Here is a 20,401-nt window from a genome sequence, read left to right as displayed (position 1 = left end):
TCAAAGGTAAGAATTCGACTGGACAGGTGATTATGCCAAAGCCCCGCCGGGGGCAATCGCGCATTGGTGTTTTTCCGACCTTGCGGCAGTCGGTTTTTTGATTGACCCGCCAATCGGGAATCCCAATGGTAGCGGAAACGCAAATCTCATGAGGCGCTGATGCAAACCATTCAGGAACCCGCACGCCAAATTCCCGTCATTCATCAATCCGATGTTCTGGTCGTGGGCTCTGGCCCTGCCGGGTTGGCAGCGGCGCTTGCAGCGGCACGTGCGGGGGCCGAGGTATCTTTGATTGATCGGTTCGGCTGCATGGGTGGCAACATCACTGCCGTCGGCGTCGAAGGATTTGCCTGGTACCGGCACGAGCAAACCGTCGAGGCAGGTGGCATCGGGATGGAATTCGAGACCCGCGCCAAGGAGATGGGCGCCGCCGTTCCGGAAAGCCAGTCGCTGAGCTATGAGCTGGACAGCGAAGGCTTCAAACTGGTCGCCGACAAGCTGGTCGAAGAAGCGGGTGTGCATCCGATGTTGCATCGGCATTTCGTGGCCCCGATCCTGGAAGGTGACCGGATCACCGGCGTCATCACAGAATCCAAAGCCGGGCGCGAAGCGATTTTGGCCAAGGTCGTCATCGATGCCACCGGCGACGCGGATGTGGCCCATCGTTCGGGCGCGCCGACCCACAAAACTCCGCGCGAGGACATGATGGCGGCTTCGGTCATGTTCCATCTGGCGGGCGTCGATAAACGCGCCTTCATGGAAGGTGTGAAAGCTGACCCGCAGACCTACAAGGACTGGGGCGGCGGCGGAGAGTGGAATATCGAAACCTCGGGGAAAGAGGACGACATGTTCTCACCCTTCGTGCACAAACCGTTCCAGCAAGCGATTGATGAGGGGCTGATCCCGCCGCACCTGAATACCATCGCCGGAACCTGGGGCGCGATGCATGACACGGGCGAGCTGACCTACATGAACCTCATCCATCTGGCCGAAATCGATGGCACCGACCCCGACAGCCTGACGCGCGGCGAGATTGAAGGCCGCCGCCAGACCATGCTGGCCATCGACGCGCTGCGCCGGTTCATGCCCGGTTGCGAAAACGCTCGTTTGCGGAATTTTGGGATGACCATCGGCATCCGCGACACCCGCAAGATCGACGCGGTTTACAACATGACCGAAAACGATGCCCGCCATCAGGGCCGGTTCGAGGATACAATAGGTATCTATCCCGAGTTCATCGACGGCTATGGCATTCTGATCCTGCCAACTACGGGGCGGTATATGCAAATCCCTTATCGGTCGATGCTGCCCAAGGGCATCAAAGGCCTGCTGGTTGCAGGACGGTCACATGGCGCGGACCGGGTGGCGCATGCCGCCACGCGCAACATGGCCTGTTGCGCGGTCATGGGTCAGGGCGCGGGAATCGCCGCAGCGGTATCATTGAAAAGCAATCAGGAGCTGGACCAGCTGAATCTGGCACCTGTTCACGCGGAACTGCAACGTCAGGGGGTGAGGATTCACTGATGGACAATATCCCAACGATTGACATCGCGCCTTTGACTGCCCCGGGAACCGAAGCCTATGACGCGACGGTCCGGCACATCCTTGCGGCCTGTCAGGGGATCGGCTTTTTGTCGATCACCGAAACAGGCGTATCCCGGCAGACCGTGGATCAGGTGCGTCAGATCACCCGAGAGATTTTTGCCGTCGATGACGCACGAAAATGGGATCAGGCCATCACCCGCGCTAACTATCGCGGCTATATTCCCATGGGGTTCTTCACACCCAATGATGGCTCGGGCAAAGCCGACAAATACGAGGGGTACAAACTGCATCACGAGGTCGCAGCAGACGACCCGGTGCGTGAGGATTGCGCGTTATACGGGCCGAACCTCTGGCCGGACGATGTACCACGCGCGAAAGAGGTCATTCTGGGTTACTGGCGGCAACTGGATCGCGTCACCGATCTGTTGCTGGGCGCGTTAGAAGCAGGGTTGGATTTGAAAGCCGACTCGCTGCGCGGTGCATTCCGGGACCCGATGACCAACATGACCCTGTTGCATTACCCGCCTCAGGCCGAAGATGAGGCAGGCTATGGCATCCATCCGCACAAGGATACCGACGCCTTGACCATCATTGCCCCCGATCCGGTGGGCGGGCTTGAGGTGCAGACCCGCAGCGGCGGCTGGATCACGCCCGACTGCCCGCCCGGTGGTTTCGTGGTGAATATCGGCGACATGCTTGAACTGTGGTCGGGCGGGCGGTTGAAATCCACACCCCATCGGGTTGTGAACCGATCGGGTCAGGAACGGTATTCTTTTCCCTATTTCGCGGTGCCCCGTCACAACGTCGTCGTCGCGCCTTTGCTGTCGCCCCTGCCCGGCTTTGACCGCCCGGCGGTTCATTGCGGGCACTGGTCGGCCGAGATTTGGCGCACCAACTGGCCCGATGAGACCGCCACCAAAGACACGCCTGAATTGGGAACCTTGCGCGGCTGACCCCTGCAAACCCAAGCGCCATGAACCGCTTGCATCATGGGCTTTGATGCGCCAAGAACACCTGCAAGGGCCTGAACAAGGGGATCGCGATGGCTTTGCCGGTTAAGGATCAGCTGAGATACTGGAGCATCGCCGCTGCGGTTTTCGCGTTGATCTTGTGGGCCCTTGGCGATGTCTTGTTGCCTTTTGTCATCGGCGGGGCCATTGCCTATTTCCTTGATCCGGTCGCTGACCGGCTGGAGCGGCTGGGCCTGTCGCGTATGGCCGCCACGGCGGTCATCACGGTCGTCGGTGTTTTGGGATTTGTACTGGCAATTCTGATGGTGGTCCCTGCGCTGATCACCCAGTTGCTGGATCTTGTCGATGTACTGCCTGATCTGTTCAAACAGTTGCGCAGTTTCATAGAAAAACAATTCCCGTCATTGCTTGACCGGGAATCAAGCACGCACGCGATGCTGGTGTCCTTTGGCGAAACGCTGAAATCCAAGACCGGGGACGTTATGCAGACGCTGCTGACCTCGCTGGGTTCCGCGATCAACATCGTTGTTCTGTTGGTCATTGTGCCGGTCGTGGCTGTTTACTTGCTGTTGGACTGGGATCGCATGACCGCCCGCATCGGAGAGTTGCTGCCACGTGACCACGCCCCAATCATCAGACGGCTGGCGGGTGAGATCGATGCGGTTCTGGCCTCGTTCGTGCGCGGCATGGGAACAGTTTGTTTGATCCTTGGCACCTATTACGCGGTCGCACTGATGCTTGCTGGTCTGCAATTCGGCCTGATTGTGGGTTTTATCGCGGGCCTGGTCACGTTCATACCCTATCTGGGCGCCCTTATCGGAGGCTCGCTGGCCATTGGGCTTGCGCTGTTTCAGTTCTGGGGCGACTGGGCTCATATCGGGCTGATCGCGGGTATCTTTGCCATTGGGCAGGTCACCGAGGGCAATTTCCTGACACCCAAGCTGGTCGGCAGCTCTGTCGGGCTGCATCCGGTCTGGTTGCTGCTGGCCCTGTCGGTCTTTGGCGCGCTGTTTGGCTTTGTGGGCATGTTGGTGGCAGTCCCGGTCGCCGCAGCATTGGGCGTTCTGGCCCGCTTTGCCACATCGCTATACCTCGACAGCAGATTGTACACTGGTCTTGAAGGTCTGGATCAGGAAACCGAGTAAATGGCCCGACAACTCAGCTTTGATCTGCCCGCCAAAACTGCGCTCGGGCGAGAGGATTTCTTTGTGTCACCGGCCAATGCGCTGGCGGTGGCAATGATCTCGGCCACGTCCTGGCCCGGCAACAAACTGGTGCTGAGTGGGCCTGCTGGCGCGGGCAAAACCCATCTGGCCCATGTCTGGGCCGCTGAAACCGGCGGTCGAATCCTTCAGGCCAGAGACCTGAGATATGACGATGTGCCAGACCTGGCGCGTATGCCGATTGCGGTCGAAGACGTGCCTTTGATCGCCGGCGATCTCGAACTGCAAAAAACGCTGTTCCACCTGCATAATCTTGTTCTGGCCGAGGGGCACCCCCTGCTGATGACCGGCCGTCTTGCGCCGAAATTCTGGGAGTTGCCGCTGGCCGACCTGCAAAGCCGGGTCGAAGGCGCGCATCACGTCGCACTGGATCCGCCCGACGACGCATTGCTGGGCGCAGTACTTGCCAAGCTGTTTGTCGACAGGCAGCTCAACCCCGGCCCCGATGTCATCGCCTATCTTGTCAAGCATATGGACCGGCGGTTTGAAAGCGCAGCCGACGTTGTATCCCAACTGGACCAACTGGCCCTGGCGGAAAAACGCGACATTACACGCGCGCTTGCCATTCGCGTACTGAACACGGCCCCGGATGAGGTCGAGACCAATGATTGACCCGCTGACGTCAATTTCGCATCCTCAGGCAGAACTATCTGGAACACACATGGATCAGACCGTCAAAACCGATATCCCGGACTGGGGAACGTTCGGAAAGCCCCTGTTTGACAAACCGGACGCACGGGCGCTGTCGCGCGTCGGGGTTGTCGATGTCGGGTCGAACTCGGTCCGGATGGTCATTTTCGACGGGGCGGCCCGATCACCAGCCTATTTCTACAATGAAAAGGTCATGTGCGAACTGGGGGCGGGCCTGTCCGAAACCGGGCGACTGAACCCGCGTGGCCGCGAACGCGCCTTGTCGGCACTACGACGGTTCCAGCACTTGGCAATGGATCTGGATTTGCCCGGTTTGCATGTTGTCGCCACCGCTGCTGTGCGCGAAGCCTCGGATGGGCCCGAGTTTTGCGATCAGGTGCAGGCTGAAACCGGTTTGCAGGTGTCTATCATTGACGGTGACGAAGAAGCCCGCCTGTCGGCGCAGGGTGTCCTTTTGGGATGGCCCGGAGCTTATGGGCTGATCTGCGATATTGGCGGATCGTCGATGGAATTGGCCGAAATCGGCGGTGGTCAGGTCGGCCGTCGCGTAACCTCGCCGCTTGGGCCGCTGAAACTGCGCGACATCAAAGGCGGGCGGCGCGCGCGAAAAGCGCATATCAAGGAAACGATGGAGGATCTGCGCAATCAGATGGGCCAGCAGCGAGACCGTTTGTTTCTGGTCGGCGGCAGCTGGCGCGCCTTTGCGCGGCTGGACATGCTGCGGCGGGGCTATCCGCTGAACGTTCTGCATGAATACCGCATGACCACCAAACAGGTGCGCGAGACGATCAAATACATCGAAAAACACGATGGTGAAAAGCTGCGTGCTCAGGCGGGCGTGTCGAGCTCGCGCATGGCGCTTATCCCGTATGCGATGGACGTTCTGGCTCGGCTGATCCGCACGTTCAAACCCAAAGATATCGCCATCTCAAGCTATGGGATTCGCGAGGGGTTGCTATATGAGCAGATGCCGCAGGAAGTGCGCGATCGCGACCCGCTGATCGAAGCCAGCCGGTTCTCGGAAGCCAAGGACGCGCGCCTGCCCGGATTTGGCAGCAATCTCTATGATTTTGTCATCCCGCTGTTCAGATCGGCACCGCCCAGCAGAGTGCGCCTGATCAAGGCGGCCTGCCTGCTGCACGATGTAAGCTGGCGCGCGCATCCCGACTATCGGGCCGAGGTGTGTTTCGACAACGTCACGCGCGCCAATCTGGGTGGTTTGAAGCATTCCGAGCGTGTCTTCATCGGATTGGCACTGCAACACCGCTATCGCAACAAACGGGAAGGCAATCGGTTCTCTCGGCTTTACGAATTGCTGGATGAAAAAAGCCAGAAACAGGCCGAGATTCTGGGCAAGGCCATGCGGTTTGGCGCGATGTTGTGGATGCACAACGATGCCAATATGGGGCAGCTCAAGTTTTTCCCCAAAAAGCGAGAGCTGGAACTGTATCTGCCCGAGGCCGCAGCCCCCCTGTTCAGCGAAGTGGCAGAAGCCCGGTTAAGCGCCTTGGCAGCAGCGCTGAAATCTCAGACTCGCGTGATTGTCAAAGGCTGACAATTGAGCGGGTCAGATATCTGTAGGTCCTTCGGGCACCTCGATATCCCGCTTTTCAGGCTCAGGTGGCTCTTGGGTCGGTTTTCTGCGGATAATGATATCGCCATTGGGCAGGATCTCGGGCGGCTCATAAACGCTCCAGTCCCTGACCTCAGCCGCCAGTTCAGCAAGCGCCGGGCCCATCTGCTGCAAGAATGACTGCATCGCCGGGCCAAGCTCTTCCGCCAGACCCAGCAAGTTTTCCAATGCCGGTTCCATTTCCTTGCGCAGACCTTCAAAAAACAGTTCGGCCCCCTGTTCCATCAGGGATTTTTCATTGTCTTCCTGCGCCATTGCAGGCGCGGCAAGGAACACTGAGATCGTACTGATCAGCAAGATGCGTTTCATACCTGACATATAAGGCCCGTGTGGCAGGCTGGAAAGGTCACAGTTCAATATCAAGCGTGACCGGAAAATGATCGGAGGCCGTCAAAAGCGCCTGCCGCAATTCCGGTTCAGCCCAACAGGCGGCATCCTGAAACGGGTGCCAGATACGCCAGGACGGGCGATATGCTTGCAGGTCCGTGGTAATCATTATGTAATCCAGTAATGCGTCCAGAAATTTACCTTCTTCCGGGCGGGCAAAGCGCGCAGTGGCAGGCACCGGCCCGGGCCGAAACCTGTAGGCTGTGACGGCGTTCGGGTCGAACAATCCGGCTTGCAGCAACACCTCGACCGACGAGCGGCCAAAGAGGTGCTCAAACTCATCCAGCCCGGGGCCATCGTTCAGATCGCCCAGCAAAATGACGGGCTGTTTTTGCGCAACATGCCATTCGACGCGCCGTGCAAGCCAGATCGCTTGCGCCAGCTGTTTGCGGCGATTGGCAATCGAAATCCGGATCGCCTCGTCCCGCGATTCGGCACCGTGCGGTGCCTTGGATTTCAGATGTGCCCCGATCAGGCGGATGTTGTGCCCCGCTTGCGTCGTCACCGCCAGTTCCATCGGCGGTTTGGAGAACCGCACGACATCCTCGGTCGCATCAATATCGAGGTCGATTTTGAATACACCATCGAACCGGGGGGCAGCGGTATCTGCAATATCTCCCTTGGGATCGTGGTGAACACTCAGCACCGTTCTGTCATAGAGCAATGCCAGTTCCTGATGCGTGTCGTTTGCATAGCCCATCACCGCATCAGACGTGCGCAAGCCGAACGCTTCGGCAAAGGCTTGCAGGGCCCGAACCGTGTTCTGGCGTCTGCCCGTGTTGGGCGCCTCGACGATTACAATCGCATCAGCGTCAATTGCGGTCAGAACCTTGGCAATTGCTTCGATCTGCTGCGCTTTGGTGACGTCGTGTCTGCCGGACCAGCTGTCATCGACGATCAGCCTGTCTTTCTGGTCAAACAGATTGGCGAACCATTCGATATTATAGGTCGCCAGCCGCATCTGATCAGGCCCGCGCGCCGTTGATTTCATCCCAGGCGCGATTGATGTCGATCATCTTTTTCTCGGCCAACCGGATCGCCTCTTCGGGGACACCCCGGGCCATCATGGCGTCAGGGTGCGTTTCCCGAACCAGCTGCCGCCAGACATTGCGAATGTCGGGCAGCGGCATGTCATGTGGAACGCCCAGAACCGTGTAAGGATCGTTTGGCGCATCCGGAACAAAGCGCGCCCGCAGCGCTTTGAACTGCGCGTCGGTTTGCCCGAAAATCTGGCTGACATCTTCGAGAAATGCGTTTTCGTTCGGATGATAGAAACCATCCGCCATCGCGATGTGAAAAAGACCTTCCATCAGGTCACACAGGGTTGTGCTGTCTTCGGAAAACATGCGGGCGATTTTGCGGGCGTAGTCCTGATATCCCGCCACGTCCGTACGGGCCATGTTGAAGACGCGGGCTGCACCTTCCTCATCTTCGCGTGCGATCTGAAACACGTCGCGAAAGGCGGTGACCTCATCACGGGTCACCTGACCGTCTGCCTTGGCCATTTTGGCACCCAGTGCGATGACCGCAATCGTAAAGGCCACGGACCGTTCCGGTGGCGAGCGTAGTTTTTCAAAAACTGCGGTCAGGCTTTCGCCCTGGGCAAGCGCGCTCAGCGCATCGGATATGCGGGTCCAGATCGACATGACCGCACCCTAGCGTCACAATTCGGGACTGTCAGGTGCAACAGGTCATTCAGCACCAAGAATTTTCTGCATCAGCACAAGGTCCAGCCGCTGGCCGAACTTAAATCCGACTTCGGGCATCACCCCGACTTTCGAATAGCCAAGTTCGGCATGAAACGCCTCAGCGCCCGGATTGGCCGAGGATATACCCGCGACCAGAACATGAACGCCTTGGGCTTGCGCGATTTCCTCCAGCTCTGACATCAACGCACGCCCCACCCCTTTGCCCCACGCATCCGGTGACAGCTGGATCGTATGTTCGCAGGTTTGCGCATAACCGGGCCCGGTGCGGAAAGGGCCATATGTGGCAAAGCCGATAACGTGGCTGTCGTGCTCGGCAACCAGATAACCGGGCGCGCGTGCCTTGATATCTTCGGCAATCTGGGCGGCGCTGCGTTCGTCCGTCGTGAAAGTGACCAAAGTGTCCCGGATGATCGCATTGGTGATCCGGGCAATGGCTGGAGCATCTGACGCTGTGGCCGGGCGTATGTTCATTCCAGCACCCGCAGCCCATGAGGTGTCTCTATCTCTGCCTGCAAAGCGGCGGGGCCGGTATCGAACACCACATGATCCAGTTCACCCAGTTGACGGGCCAGTGTCAGGGCGTCGGGGTGGTAGACAACCAGACGCCGCAACCGGCACGCGCTGTCCTGCAACATGTTTGCCGGGTGCAGGTCGCCCTGCCATTCGATAAGGGCGGGAAACAGATTGTCGAACGGCAAACGCCCCGTTGGCGGAACCGCCATGCGCCATTGCAACGCGCCGCGGGTCAGGTCGATGGGCTCTCCGGTGCTATCGGGGAAGATCGACAGTGTGGCCTCGATATCCTCGACCCGGCATATCCAGTTCGTCAAACGCGGGCCGCCCTGAAAATTGTCCAGATCGAACCATCGCGGCCTGCCCGGAGGCTGCGCCTGCGGATCGATGGCAATCGCTTCCAGATAGAGCCCGTCTCTGAGCCCCAGCAGCCTGTTATGTGTCCCGAATTTTTCGTGTTTCCCACCGGGTTGCAGTGCAACACCAAGCGCCTGTTCGATATGCGCAGACGCTTCTTCAAGCGTTTCGCCCGCGACGGCCAGATGATCGAGTAACATGTGCACACTCCTGCGAAAACGACCGGACCCAAAGGGATCCGGTCGCATGTTTTCGCCATTGGCGCAGGATCACAAGAGCTTTCGTTGAAAGACTTGCCTTGTGTCAGGGCCGTGCCTGGCGGATCAGGCGCAGAATGTCCTGAGCGGCCTCCGGAATGTTGGTGCCCGGACCAAAGATGGCCTTGACCCCATGGTCATACAGGAACTGGTAATCCTGTTGCGGGATCACCCCACCACAGATCACGATGATATCGTCGGCCCCTGCTTTCTTCAGCTCTTCCACCAGCTGGGGTGCCAGTGTTTTATGCCCCGCCGCCTGCGAGGAAATGCCGACCACATGTACGTCATTGTCCATCGCGTCCTGCGCGGCCTCGGCAGGTGTCTGGAACAGCGGGCCAACGTCCACGTCGAACCCGATATCGGCAAAGGCCGTGGCGATAACCTTGGCACCGCGATCATGCCCGTCCTGCCCCATCTTGACCACCAGCAGACGGGGGCGGCGGCCCTCGGCCTCGGCAAAGTCCTCGATGGATTTCTGGATCGCGGCAAAGCCTTCGTCGCCCTCATAAGCAGCGCCATAGACACCGGCCAGGGTTTTCACCTCGGCGCGGTGGCGGCCGAATTCTTTCTCCATTGCCATGCTGATCTCTCCTACGGATGCACGGGCGCGGGCGGCTTCGACCGCAGCGGCCAGCAGGTTTCCGCCCTCCTGGGCGGTCTTGGTCAGGGCGTCCAGCGCGGCTTGGCACGCGGCTTCATTACGGGTTGCGCGAATGCGTTCCAGCCGCGCCACTTGCGCCTCGCGCACGGCGACGTTGTCGACATCCAGAATGTCGATCGGGTCTTCCTGTTCCTTGCGGTACTTGTTGACGCCGACGATCACTTCGTCGCCCCGGTCGATCATGGCCTGACGGCGGGCTGCGCTTTCCTCGATCCGCAGTTTGGGCATGCCCGAGGCAACCGCCTTGGTCATGCCACCCATCTCCTCGACCTCTTGCATCAGGGCCCAGGCTTTTTCGACCAGTTCATTGGTCAGGCTTTCAACATAGTAAGAACCGGCCAGAGGATCGACCACATCTGTTACACCGGTTTCTTCCTGAAGCACGAGCTGCGTGTTCCGCGCGATGCGGGCCGAAAAATCGGTGGGCAGCGCAATTGCCTCGTCCAGAGCATTTGTATGCAGCGATTGGGTGCCACCCAGAACTGCGCTCATCGCTTCATAGGCGGTGCGGATGACATTGTTGTAAGGGTCCTGTTCCTGAAGCGAAACGCCGGAAGTCTGGCAATGGGTGCGCAGCATTTTCGACCGTTCGGACTTTGCCCCAAACTCGGTCATTACCCGGTGCCATAGCGTGCGTGCGGCGCGCAGTTTGGCGATCTCCATGAAGAAATTCATGCCGATGGCAAAGAAGAACGACAAACGGCCAGCGAACTTGTCCACGTCCATCCCGGCCTCAGTCGCGGCACGGACGTATTCACGCCCATCAGCCAGCGTATAGGCCAGTTCCTGTACAAGGTTCGCCCCGGCCTCTTGCATGTGATAGCCCGAGATCGAGATCGAGTTGAACTTGGGCATCTCGTTCGACGTGTATTCGATGATGTCCGAGATGATCTTCATCGACGGTTCCGGCGGGTAGATATAAGTGTTGCGCACCATGAATTCTTTCAGAATGTCGTTCTGAATGGTGCCGGACAGGACAGACTTGTCGTGACCCTGTTCTTCACCCGCAACAATGAAACTGGCCAGGATCGGAACAACCGCGCCGTTCATGGTCATCGAGACCGAGACCTTGTCGAGCGGGATGCCATCGAACAGTATTTTCATATCTTCGACACTGTCGATGGCAACACCTGCCTTACCGACATCGCCCACAACGCGCGGGTGATCACTGTCGTAGCCGCGATGTGTCGCCAGATCGAATGCAACCGAAACGCCCTGCTGGCCTGCTGCCAGATTGCGGCGATAGAAGGCGTTGGATTCTTCGGCGGTCGAAAAGCCCGCATACTGGCGGATCGTCCATGGACGCCCGGCATACATCGTGGCCTTGACACCGCGGGTAAACGGGCCAAACCCCGGCAAAGACCCCATATGCGGCAGATCGGCGGTGTCTTCCTGGGTGTAAAGCGGTTTGACCGCGATACCTTCCAGCGTTTCCTTGGTCAGGTCGCCCAACGGACGTCCGCGCAGCTCTTTCTCGGCAAGCGCTTTCCAGTCCTTTGTGTCGGTCATTTCGATTTCCTCTCGTCAATACGGATGGCGGTCGCTGAAAGCGTCCGCGCCAAGGTCCTGCACTTGGCCTGTTCTTTCAGACACAAGCGCGAAAATGTGGTCACCCGGCACAAATCGCCGGTCGCAATCGCGGGCACAGGGGCTATATTCGAAAGAACAGGAGGCCACATGACACGCACGCTTGCCTTTGTTTTCTCGGCACTAATCCCTCTGGCCGCCTTGGCGGCAGACGGAACCGCGCCGTCTGATGACAGTTTTGTCCGCCCGGTGGGTGAAAGTGAACTCAGCGAGTTTTTGTGGGTCAAACGCCCCATTGTGGTTTTCGCTGACACGCCCGCCGATCCGCGGTTCCAGCAGCAGATCGATATGCTTGTCGCAGAAGAAGCAGCCATGCGCGACCGTGATGTCATCGTGCTGACAGACACGGACCCGTCTGCCCGGTCTCCGATCCGGACCAAGCTGCGGCCGCGTGGTTTCCAGATGGTGTTCGTCGACAAGGACGGCGTGGTCAAACTGCGCAAACCCAGCCCGTGGAGCGTGCGTGAGATTGGCAGGTCTATCGACAAGACCCCCCTGCGCGAACGCGAGATCCGCGACCGGCGCGAAGGGGGTTGAACGCTTTCGCCACACCCAATGGCCCCGGCGCGATGCACCGGGAACGTTGGAATGTATGTCGAAAGCGTCAACATGGTCACTCGAACTCGATGATCACGTCGTCCACAGCAAGGCTGTCACCGGGGCCTGCATTGACCTTGGCCACCACGCCCCTCTTTTCGGCGCGCAGGATGTTTTCCATCTTCATCGCCTCAATCGTGCAAAGCGCCTGACCTTCCTGCACTTCCTGCCCCACTTCGACATCGACCTTCACGACAAGGCCGGGCATCGGACAGAGCAGCATTTTCGAGGTATCTGGTGGCAATTTTTCCGGCATCAGCTTGGCCAGTTCCGCCTGGCGCGGACGGCGTACATGCACTTTCAAGTCCGCGCCGCGGTTGCGAACGCGGAACCCGCCCGAGATCTTGCCGATTTTCAGAACCAGCGGGCTGCCATCCACGTCCAGAACCGCCAGTTGATCGCCCGGGGTCCAGTCCGAAGCGACACGCAGGGACGGTCCGTCCTCAAATTTGACCGTTGACCCCTCTTTGTCGGCATTGACCTGCACGGCGAAATCCTGCCCCTGCAATGTCACAACCCAGCGCTTGCCTACTTTGCGTTCGTGATTGTCCATCCGGCCCGACACGCGGGTGCGCCGGATTTCGGCGACGCGGTGCATGGCCGCGCAGGACGCAGCAATCCGGCGCAGATCCACTTCGGGCAACGTGACGCCCTCGAACCCGTCTGGATATTCTTCAGCGATAAAGGCCGTTGTCATGTCACCGCTGACAAACTTTGGGTGATCCATCACTGCCGACAGGAACGGCAGGTTGTGACCGATGCCTTCCACTTCGAAACTGTCCAGCGCCACGCGCATCGCCTCGATGGCTTTCTCACGGGTCGGGGCCCAAGTGCAGAGCTTGGCAATCATCGGGTCGTAATACATGCTGATCTCGCCGCCCTCGTAGACGCCGGTATCGTTACGTACGGCGGTTTCACCATCGGGTGCTTCACCCTGCCATTTGCCGTTGACCAGCAACGGACCAGCCGAAGTTTCCTGCGGCGGGCGATACCGGGTCAGCCGACCGATCGACGGCAGGAAGTTGCGATACGGGTCTTCCGCATACAGACGGTTTTCAATCGCCCAGCCGGTCAGGGTCACGTCATCCTGCGTTATCGAAAGCTTTTCACCCGCTGCAACGCGGATCATCTGCTCGACCAGATCGACGCCAGTGATCAGTTCCGTAACAGGGTGTTCCACCTGCAGGCGCGTGTTCATTTCGAGGAAGTAGAAATTCTTGTCTCCGTCCACGATGAACTCGACCGTACCTGCACTTGCGTAGTTCACGGCCTTGGCCAGAGCGACAGCCTGTTCACCCATTGCCTTGCGAGTTTCGGGATCAAGGAAGGGTGACGGTGCCTCTTCCACCACTTTCTGGTTCCGGCGCTGGATCGAGCATTCACGCTCACCCAGGTAGATGCCATTTCCGTGACTGTCGCACAGAACCTGAATTTCGATATGGCGCGGCTGGGTTACGAATTTTTCGATGAAGATCCGGTCATCTCCGAACGAGTTTGCGGCTTCGTTCTTGGACGACTGAAAGCCTTCGCGCGCCTCTTCATCGCTCCACGCGATGCGCATACCCTTGCCACCACCACCGGCGCTGGCCTTGATCATGACCGGATAACCGATGTCGTTCGAGATTCTGACCGCCTCGTCCGCGTCTTCGATCAGCCCCATGTAACCCGGAACCGTCGAAACTCCGGCCTCCTGTGCGATCTTCTTCGAAGTGATCTTGTCACCCATGCTTTCGATTGCACCGACAGGGGGGCCAACAAAGGCGACACCTTCGGCCTCGAGCGCCTCGGCGAATTTCGAGTTCTCTGACAGGAAGCCATAGCCAGGATGAACTGCCTGCGCGCCGCTTTGACGGATGGCATCCATGACCTTGTCGATCACAATGTAGGACTGGTTCGCCGGGGGCGGACCGATATGCACGGCTTCGTCGGCCATCGACACATGCAGCGCGTTCTTGTCCGCGTCCGAATAAATGGCAACGGTGCCGATACCCATCTTGCGGGCGGTCTTGATGACCCGGCAGGCGATCTCGCCCCGGTTGGCGATCAGGATCTTATTGAACATGAAACGTCCTTTGGCTTGGTGTTCCGGAAACGCAAAACGCCGCCGCAGGGTACGATCCCCACGACGGCGTGATGCGCAATGATGGCTGAGGCGCCAGGCGCCCCGAAGGATATGCGTTAGTTACAGGTGTTCTGTGTCTTGCAGTACAGCACGTTGCCCGCTGCACCGACGGCCGCGCCAAACAGCGGGTCGGCATTGAGGACCGCGGCCCCCACAGCCCCGGCACCACCGCCGAGGAGTGCCTGTTCGCCCGTGGTGTCACCGCACGCGGCCAGACCCGCACAGGTCGCCGCAACAAGGATGAGTTTCGAGAATCGCATTGTGTCTGCCCTTTTAGGTTTCTTGGTTCGTTTGGGATCAGATGCGCGAAAAGGGGCCTGTTATTCAATATCAATGCAGCTGCAGGCAGGTTTTGTGCAGGTTTTCGCTTCTCTTTGGCCGTGGAGGCCAAAAAGAAAAACGCGGACAGGTCTATGTGGGGAACACAAGCCTGCCCGCGCAAGGAAGGGGTACGGAATAGTAGGTGCATGTGCGGCGCAGGCAAAGTAGAGCCGCACGGCCCATTCAGTTTGCACGGCACAATCTGTTGAGCAAACACAGTATTGTTTCCCCGGGACAACTCGGCTGGTTTCTGCCCAAGCCGCAAAATGGCGCGCAACTTCGTGCCGACAGCATTCAAGTGAAATACCAGCGCGAAAGACCCGTTCACCGTCACAGTTTCGTTACAAAACGGACCACTTCCGATGTTTTCTGCAGTTGCAGCATCACGAATCGCCGCCACTCCACCGGCGAAGGAATTACGGCGCAGCAGCGCGTTAGATGACAGGTTCATGACGCCGTGATTCAAGAAGCCAAAAAAGGCACATTTTCTTGATAAATCAAATTGTTCTATTCTCTTTCTCGTGATTTCCAAAGATTTCTGCTGCGTGAAACGGTCCTTGGGCACACTCGCACTCAAAGGAACACCCACATGACTATGACTAGAAAAAAGGCACTCCTGCTCGCTGCCTCTGCGCTCAGTGTGACCGGCACGTTTGCTTTCGCTCAGGACGCCCAGACCCAAGCTGAGCTCGACGCTTTGCGCGCCCGGGTCGAGGCGCTGGAAGCCGCCAAAAGCAGCCCCGCCAACGGAGATTTCCGCATCGGCAACACCGTTCTGGACGTTTACGGGTATGTGAAGGCCGATTTCTTCTATGACTTCGACTACGATCAGGGGGATACGGCGTTCGTGAATGTTATCGGCGAGCCCTCGGCTGCGACCGACGGCACCTTCGGGGCAACCGTTCGCCAATCTCGGATCGGACTGCGTACCACCACCCCAAGCGGGATCGGTGACATTGGCGGACAGCTGGAGCTTGACCTGTTCGGTTCCGGCGGCACGGCTGAATTGCGCATACGCCATGCCAACATCACCATCGGCGACCAGTTCCTGATAGGTCAGTACTGGACCAACTTCCAACCATTGGACACCTACCCGACCACTGTCGAATTCAACGGACCGGTGGGTATCGCATTCGCTCGTGTCCCGCAGCTGAGATACACCGGACAGCTTGGCAGCAATGCACAGTTTGCGGTCTCGATCGAAGAGAACGTCAGCGGGTCGAATTCCGATGATCCCGTCCTGACGGCCTCGGCGGAATATAACGACGGCACATATATCGCCCGTGGTGCCGTTTTGTACGGTAAAGCCAATTCCGGCAATGTCGAAGTGGATCAAACCGGCTTTACGTTGTCCGGCGGCATTCGCCCCTGGCAAGGCGGGTTGTTCCAGGTCAACTACGTCACAGGTGAGGCGCTTGGCCCATACCTGATCGGTCTCGGCGATGCCATTGTCGGTGGGCAGGCCAACGATGTGGATGGCTACACCGTGGAATTCAGGCAGGACATCGGTGCAAAGTGGAATGTCGGCATTGCCTACGGGCGCGAAGATTATGATCTGCCGACCTCGACCGGCACGCTGTCCTTCACCGAGCTGGAAACGATCCATGTCAACGCGTTCTACAAGGCGACAGACAGTCTGACGCTCAGCGCCGAATACATCTATGGCGAGCGGAACGACGCGCCCACCGGCAGAACCTTTGATGGTAGCCGCGTTCAGCTTGCGGCCCAGTTGAACTTCTGAGACCACACATAAATCCTGTCCGGTTTCGGGCAGGATTTTCCCGAAACCGGCCATGATTGGTTTATGTGCGGCTGCGAATGTCACAATCAGTCCATCCCGTCGATGATGTCCGGGAAGGATATGCGCGCAGCGTTTACATCGATGACAAGCAAAGCATCATAGCTGGCCGGATCAAAGGGGTCTTCTGCCGCGATGACTTCGCGCCCGAACAGCCAGCTCAGACGCCCCGCATCCAGATTACCCCGTTCGAACGGCTGGTCGCCGAAATGGGCCCAAAGGGCCTCCATGAAAGCGATGTCAGCGCGCCTGTCCGCAGGTTTACGATCCCGAAACCGCTCGCGCTGCGTTAACGGTGTAACGCCCTTTGGGTTGGCGCGACGGATGGTGAACTGAAAGTCGGTGCCTGAAAGGCGACCGGGAAAACCTCGATGCTTCAGCATGAATGGCCCCCCTGTGTCATACTTGCAGACAAAAGCAATTCGAGCCCGAAAAAGGATGGGGTCATGATGCGCACCTCCAAAGCCGCACAGTTGGTCTGAGACGCTTTGTACTCATGAAGTCTTGCGTTCATGGTCAAAGCCCCTCCCAGATACACCGGGACTGCTCCAGCCGGTAGGCCTCAAAAAACTGGGTCGCATCCGGGGCGGCATCACCAAACTCTACCGGGCGATCGGACAAAGAGATAACGACCCGCGCCGGATGCAATTCATGCTGAGCAACATATGGAATGGCCAGAATCTGGCACAGGTGCTCCATATCCTTCGACGCCACATCATACCCGATCCGCCCTACTGACGCGCCTATTCTGGGCGCGATAAAGCGAAAGCGCAGCCAAAGCTCGCCAGGGTTGTTGTCCAGCAGGACATCGCTCAGTTGCACTGGCTGGCCCGACGGCACCGGCAGCAACGAATCGGAATCCGCAAAAGCAGGATGGCTGAAGGTGAGTGCACCCAGACAAATGGCGCGACCCCGGACCCACCAGCGGCGAGCTCCTCCTTCCGGGGTCGCGCGCGCAGTACGATTAGTCTGCGCGGTTCTATGTCTGACGGGTCGGATCATTCAACTATTTGCCGGTTTTTGTCAATTCCGCCTCAATTTGAGGGGGTTTCAGCCTCGGAACCGCTGTGACGGTCAAAGATTGAGCGGGGCGGGCCATCCCGCCCCTAGATGGATCACAGCGGGATATTGTCGTGCTTTTTCCACGGGTTCTTCAGCTGTTTGCCGCGCAAGCTGGCAAATGCCCGGGATACACGACGGCGGGTCGAATGCGGCATGATCACCTCATCGATGAAGCCGCGCTCGGCTGCCACGAAGGGATTTGCAAATCGGTCTTCGTAATCCTTGGTATGCGATGCGATCTTGTCGGCATCCCCCAGATCGGCGCGATGAATGATCTCGGTCGCCCCTTTGGCCCCCATGACCGCAATTTCGGCAGTGGGCCAGGCATAGTTGAAATCACCGCGCAAATGCTTGGAGGCCATAACGTCGTAAGCACCGCCGTAAGCCTTTCGGGTAATCACTGTCACCTTCGGCACGGTTGCCTCACCATAGGCAAAGAGCAACTTGGCCCCATGCTTGATGACACCACCATATTCCTGGCTTGTTCCCGGCAGGAAGCCAGGAACGTCGACCAATGTCAGGATCGGGATTTCGAAGCAGTCACAGAAGCGCACAAAGCGCGCAGCCTTGCGCGAGGAGTCGATATCCAGACACCCGGCCAACACCATCGGCTGGTTTGCGACGACGCCTACGGTCTGACCTTCCAGCCGGATGAACCCGGTAATGATATTCTTGGCAAAATCTTCCTGAATTTCATAGAAATCGCCCTCGTCCGCCACTTTGGCTATGAGTTCCTTCATGTCGTAGGGCGTGTTCGGATTCTCTGGCACAAGAGTGTCCAGCGAAGCCTCGATCCGGCCGGGCTCGTCAAAGAACGGGCGCACGGGCGGCTTTTCGCGGTTGTTGAGGGGCAGAAAGTCCACCAGGCGCCGCACCTCGGCCAAAGCTTCGACGTCGTTTTCGAACGCGCCATCAGCGACCGAGGATTTCTTGGTATGGGTCGAAGCCCCGCCCAGTTCCTCGGCAGTCACCACTTCGTTGGTTACGGTCTTCACCACATCAGGGCCGGTCACGAACATGTAAGAGGTGTCTTTGACCATGAAGATAAAGTCGGTCATCGCCGGGCTGTACACCGCGCCACCCGCACAGGGGCCCATGATAACGCTGATCTGCGGCACCACGCCCGAGGCCATGATGTTGCGCTGGAACACTTCGGCATACCCCGCCAGCGAAGCCACACCTTCCTGAATGCGCGCGCCGCCCGAATCGTTGATGCCAATCACCGGCGCACCGTTCTGGACCGCCATGTCCATAATCTTGCAAATCTTCTGAGCATGGGTTTCCGACAGCGATCCGCCAAAGACGGTAAAATCCTGGCTGAACACATAAACCATGCGCCCGTTGATCGTACCCCAGCCGGTGACGACGCCGTCACCCGCAGGCTTTTGTTTTTCCATTCCGAAATCGGTGCAGCGATGGCTGACGAACATGTCAAACTCTTCAAAGCTGCCCTCGTCCAGCAGCAGTTCGATCCGTTCTCGCGCGGTCAGTTTGCCGCGCGCGTGCTGGGCATCGATCCGTTTCTGCCCACCGCCCAGGCGTGCGTTGTCGCGGCGGTCTTCCAATTCGGAAAGAATGTCTTTCATGACGACTATCCCCTTATAAATTTGCCCGGACCCTACCTGCTTGGGCCGCTCATCCAAAGCTATTTTCGGCAAATTTGCAAAATTTCAGCAACAGTAATTTGGATAACTGCAAAACTGCGAATTTTTATAAGCAATTCTGCGAATGGCTGGCAATCCGAAAATCCATGGCTATACATGTGAACCATGCAGTTTAGCTCTGACGCGGTCCACCGCACACCGCCCACATTGGCGACGCTTGTTTTACTCTCGGGCCTGTCCGCCCTGAGCATGAACCTGTTTCTGCCCAGCCTGCCAAACATGGCCGAGTATTTCGAAACCGATTACAAGGTCATGCAGCTGTCGATTGCGCTTTATCTGCTGATCAATGCCATTCTGCAAATTCTCATAGGTCCAATTGCGGATCAGGCAGGTCGCAGACCAGTTTTATTGTGGGGCCTTGGCCTGTTCCTGATAGCGACCCTTGGGTGCATCTTCGCCCCCAATGCCACGGTTTTTCTGGCGTTCAGGATGTGTCAGGCTGTTGTGGTCGTCGGTATGGTTCTCAGCCGCGCTGCGGTGCGGGACATGTACGATCAGGACCAAGCTGCCTCAATGATCGGTTATGTAACGATGGGCATGGCCGTGGTTCCGATGATTGGCCCTGCCATCGGCGGCTTGCTGGAAGTGAGTTTTGGTTGGAAAGCGAATTTCTGGCTGCCCTTTGCCGTAGGTTTGCTGACTATGGCACTGACCTATTCGGACTTTGGGGAAACATCGGCAAAGAGCGGCAAAACGCTTGTCCAGCAATTCAAGGAATACCCCGAACTTCTGACCTCGCCACGGTTCTGGGGATACTCACTGGCTTGTGCCTTCTCATCCGGTTCGTTTTTCGCCTATCTCGGCGGCGCACCTTTCATTGGCACAGAATTGTTCGGGTTGAGCGCGGCGCAGGTTGGTATTTATTTTGGCGCACCTGCGGTTGGATATTTTGTTGGCAACTTCATGAGCGGGCGGTTTTCAGTGCGGTTCGGCGTGAACCGCATGGTTTTGTGGGGAAGCCTGCTCAATGCGTTTGGCGTAGCTGTATCGGCATTGCTGTTTTTAGCGGACCGCGGAACCGCACTCAGTTTCTTTGGGTTCATGACATTTGTGGGCGTCGGTAATGGCATGGTCATCCCCAACGCAACTTCGGGCGCGCTATCAGTGCGCCCTCAACTGGCTGCAACCGCCTCGGGCCTGAGTGGGGCCATCATGTTGGGCGGCGGCGCCGGGCTGAGTGCGCTAGCAGGTGCCTTGCTGACACGTGAAACCGGCGCGATGCCGCTGCTTTGGCTGATGCTGGCAACAGCCGTTCTGGCGATCGTCGCAATTTCAACTGTTGTACGAAGAGAGAGGCAATTGGGGCTGTAACCGCTTGCCCCAATGACTTTGCAAAGTTA

19 protein-coding genes are annotated in these 20,401 nt (G+C 58.4%); 8 read left to right on the top strand and 11 right to left on the bottom strand.

The features are described 5' to 3' along the window. Positions 1–159: 159 nt before the first annotated feature. From ACR0LL_RS00605 to ACR0LL_RS00585, 5 genes are all read left to right on the top strand, one after another. Positions 160–1,524, top strand: a complete 1,365-nt coding sequence (locus tag ACR0LL_RS00605) for an FAD-dependent oxidoreductase (RefSeq protein ID WP_480582944.1) — start codon at positions 160–162, stop codon at positions 1,522–1,524. Beyond that, positions 1,524–2,498, top strand: a complete 975-nt coding sequence (locus ACR0LL_RS00600) for an isopenicillin N synthase family dioxygenase (protein WP_480582941.1) — start codon at positions 1,524–1,526, stop codon at positions 2,496–2,498. Before ACR0LL_RS00605 ends, ACR0LL_RS00600 begins: the two co-directional genes overlap by 1 nt. Positions 2,499–2,587: 89 nt before the next feature. Continuing rightward, the gene (locus ACR0LL_RS00595; protein WP_267365997.1) at positions 2,588–3,661 is read left to right on the top strand and encodes an AI-2E family transporter; all 1,074 of its coding nucleotides are present in this window, start codon (positions 2,588–2,590) and stop codon (positions 3,659–3,661) included. Beyond that, on the top strand, positions 3,662–4,351 hold the full coding sequence (locus tag ACR0LL_RS00590) for an HdaA/DnaA family protein (protein WP_480582938.1): 690 nt from the start codon (positions 3,662–3,664) through the stop codon (positions 4,349–4,351). Positions 4,352–4,400: 49 nt separating this feature from the next. Further along, positions 4,401–5,945, top strand: coding sequence for a Ppx/GppA family phosphatase (locus ACR0LL_RS00585; RefSeq protein ID WP_480537395.1), 1,545 nt, complete (start codon positions 4,401–4,403; stop codon positions 5,943–5,945). Positions 5,946–5,957: 12 nt separating this feature from the next. Here the strand turns inward: ACR0LL_RS00585 and ACR0LL_RS00580 are convergent, their stop codons facing one another. From ACR0LL_RS00580 to scpA, 6 genes are all read right to left on the bottom strand, one after another. Next, a complete protein-coding gene (locus ACR0LL_RS00580; RefSeq protein WP_480582935.1) occupies positions 5,958–6,332 on the bottom strand; it encodes a hypothetical protein in 375 nt (124 codons plus the stop codon). Positions 6,333–6,369: 37 nt separating this feature from the next. Continuing rightward, positions 6,370–7,371, bottom strand: coding sequence for an endonuclease/exonuclease/phosphatase family protein (locus tag ACR0LL_RS00575; protein ID WP_480585219.1), 1,002 nt, complete (start codon positions 7,369–7,371; stop codon positions 6,370–6,372). 4 nt (positions 7,372–7,375) lie between these two features. Further along, positions 7,376–8,056, bottom strand: a complete 681-nt coding sequence (locus ACR0LL_RS00570; protein WP_267365678.1) for a molecular chaperone DjiA — start codon at positions 8,054–8,056, stop codon at positions 7,376–7,378. A 45-nt stretch (positions 8,057–8,101) separates the two neighbouring features. Beyond that, a complete protein-coding gene (locus tag ACR0LL_RS00565; protein ID WP_480582932.1) occupies positions 8,102–8,590 on the bottom strand; it encodes an N-acetyltransferase family protein in 489 nt (162 codons plus the stop codon). Next, positions 8,587–9,189 (bottom strand): VOC family protein, encoded by a 603-nt coding sequence (locus tag ACR0LL_RS00560; protein WP_480486359.1) that lies wholly within the window; start codon positions 9,187–9,189, stop codon positions 8,587–8,589. The genes ACR0LL_RS00565 and ACR0LL_RS00560 overlap by 4 nt, the downstream gene beginning before the upstream one ends. 103 nt (positions 9,190–9,292) lie before the next feature. Next, positions 9,293–11,419 (bottom strand): methylmalonyl-CoA mutase, encoded by a 2,127-nt coding sequence (gene scpA, locus ACR0LL_RS00555; protein WP_480582929.1) that lies wholly within the window; start codon positions 11,417–11,419, stop codon positions 9,293–9,295. 168 nt (positions 11,420–11,587) lie between these two features. On the opposite strand from scpA, the gene ACR0LL_RS00550 reads away from it, so the two are divergent. Further along, the gene (locus ACR0LL_RS00550) at positions 11,588–12,034 is read left to right on the top strand and encodes a DUF4174 domain-containing protein (RefSeq protein WP_480475841.1); all 447 of its coding nucleotides are present in this window, start codon (positions 11,588–11,590) and stop codon (positions 12,032–12,034) included. A gap of 76 nt (positions 12,035–12,110) precedes the next feature. Here ACR0LL_RS00550 and ACR0LL_RS00545 read toward each other — a convergent pair whose 3' ends face one another. Both ACR0LL_RS00545 and ACR0LL_RS00540 read right to left on the bottom strand, forming a co-directional pair. Next, positions 12,111–14,156: an ATP-binding protein gene (locus tag ACR0LL_RS00545; protein WP_480582925.1), complete on the bottom strand. Its 2,046-nt coding sequence runs from the start codon at positions 14,154–14,156 to the stop codon at positions 12,111–12,113. Positions 14,157–14,272: 116 nt separating this feature from the next. Then, the gene (locus ACR0LL_RS00540) at positions 14,273–14,476 is read right to left on the bottom strand and encodes a hypothetical protein (RefSeq protein ID WP_267365672.1); all 204 of its coding nucleotides are present in this window, start codon (positions 14,474–14,476) and stop codon (positions 14,273–14,275) included. Positions 14,477–15,126: 650 nt separating this feature from the next. Here ACR0LL_RS00540 and ACR0LL_RS00535 point away from each other — a divergent pair. Further along, positions 15,127–16,278 (top strand): DcaP family trimeric outer membrane transporter, encoded by a 1,152-nt coding sequence (locus ACR0LL_RS00535; protein WP_480582922.1) that lies wholly within the window; start codon positions 15,127–15,129, stop codon positions 16,276–16,278. A gap of 86 nt (positions 16,279–16,364) precedes the next feature. On the opposite strand, the gene ACR0LL_RS00530 is transcribed toward ACR0LL_RS00535, so the two are convergent. From ACR0LL_RS00530 to ACR0LL_RS00520, 3 genes are all read right to left on the bottom strand, one after another. After that, positions 16,365–16,718, bottom strand: coding sequence for a hypothetical protein (locus ACR0LL_RS00530; protein ID WP_480582919.1), 354 nt, complete (start codon positions 16,716–16,718; stop codon positions 16,365–16,367). A gap of 133 nt (positions 16,719–16,851) precedes the next feature. Then, positions 16,852–17,337: a DUF6497 family protein gene (locus ACR0LL_RS00525; RefSeq protein ID WP_480528543.1), complete on the bottom strand. Its 486-nt coding sequence runs from the start codon at positions 17,335–17,337 to the stop codon at positions 16,852–16,854. Between the two features lie 113 nt (positions 17,338–17,450). After that, complete coding sequence (locus ACR0LL_RS00520) at positions 17,451–18,983, bottom strand: acyl-CoA carboxylase subunit beta (RefSeq protein ID WP_480582916.1); 1,533 nt, start codon at positions 18,981–18,983, stop codon at positions 17,451–17,453. A 183-nt stretch (positions 18,984–19,166) separates the two neighbouring features. Between ACR0LL_RS00520 and ACR0LL_RS00515 the strand changes: the two genes are divergently transcribed. After that, positions 19,167–20,372 carry a multidrug effflux MFS transporter gene (locus tag ACR0LL_RS00515; protein ID WP_480582913.1) on the top strand — a complete coding sequence of 402 codons (1,206 nt, stop codon included), beginning with the start codon at positions 19,167–19,169 and terminating at the stop codon, positions 20,370–20,372. Positions 20,373–20,401: the final 29 nt, after the last annotated feature.

Source organism: Ruegeria sp. AI2, assembly GCF_056541275.1.
This window is presented reverse-complemented; position numbering and strand designations above follow the sequence as displayed.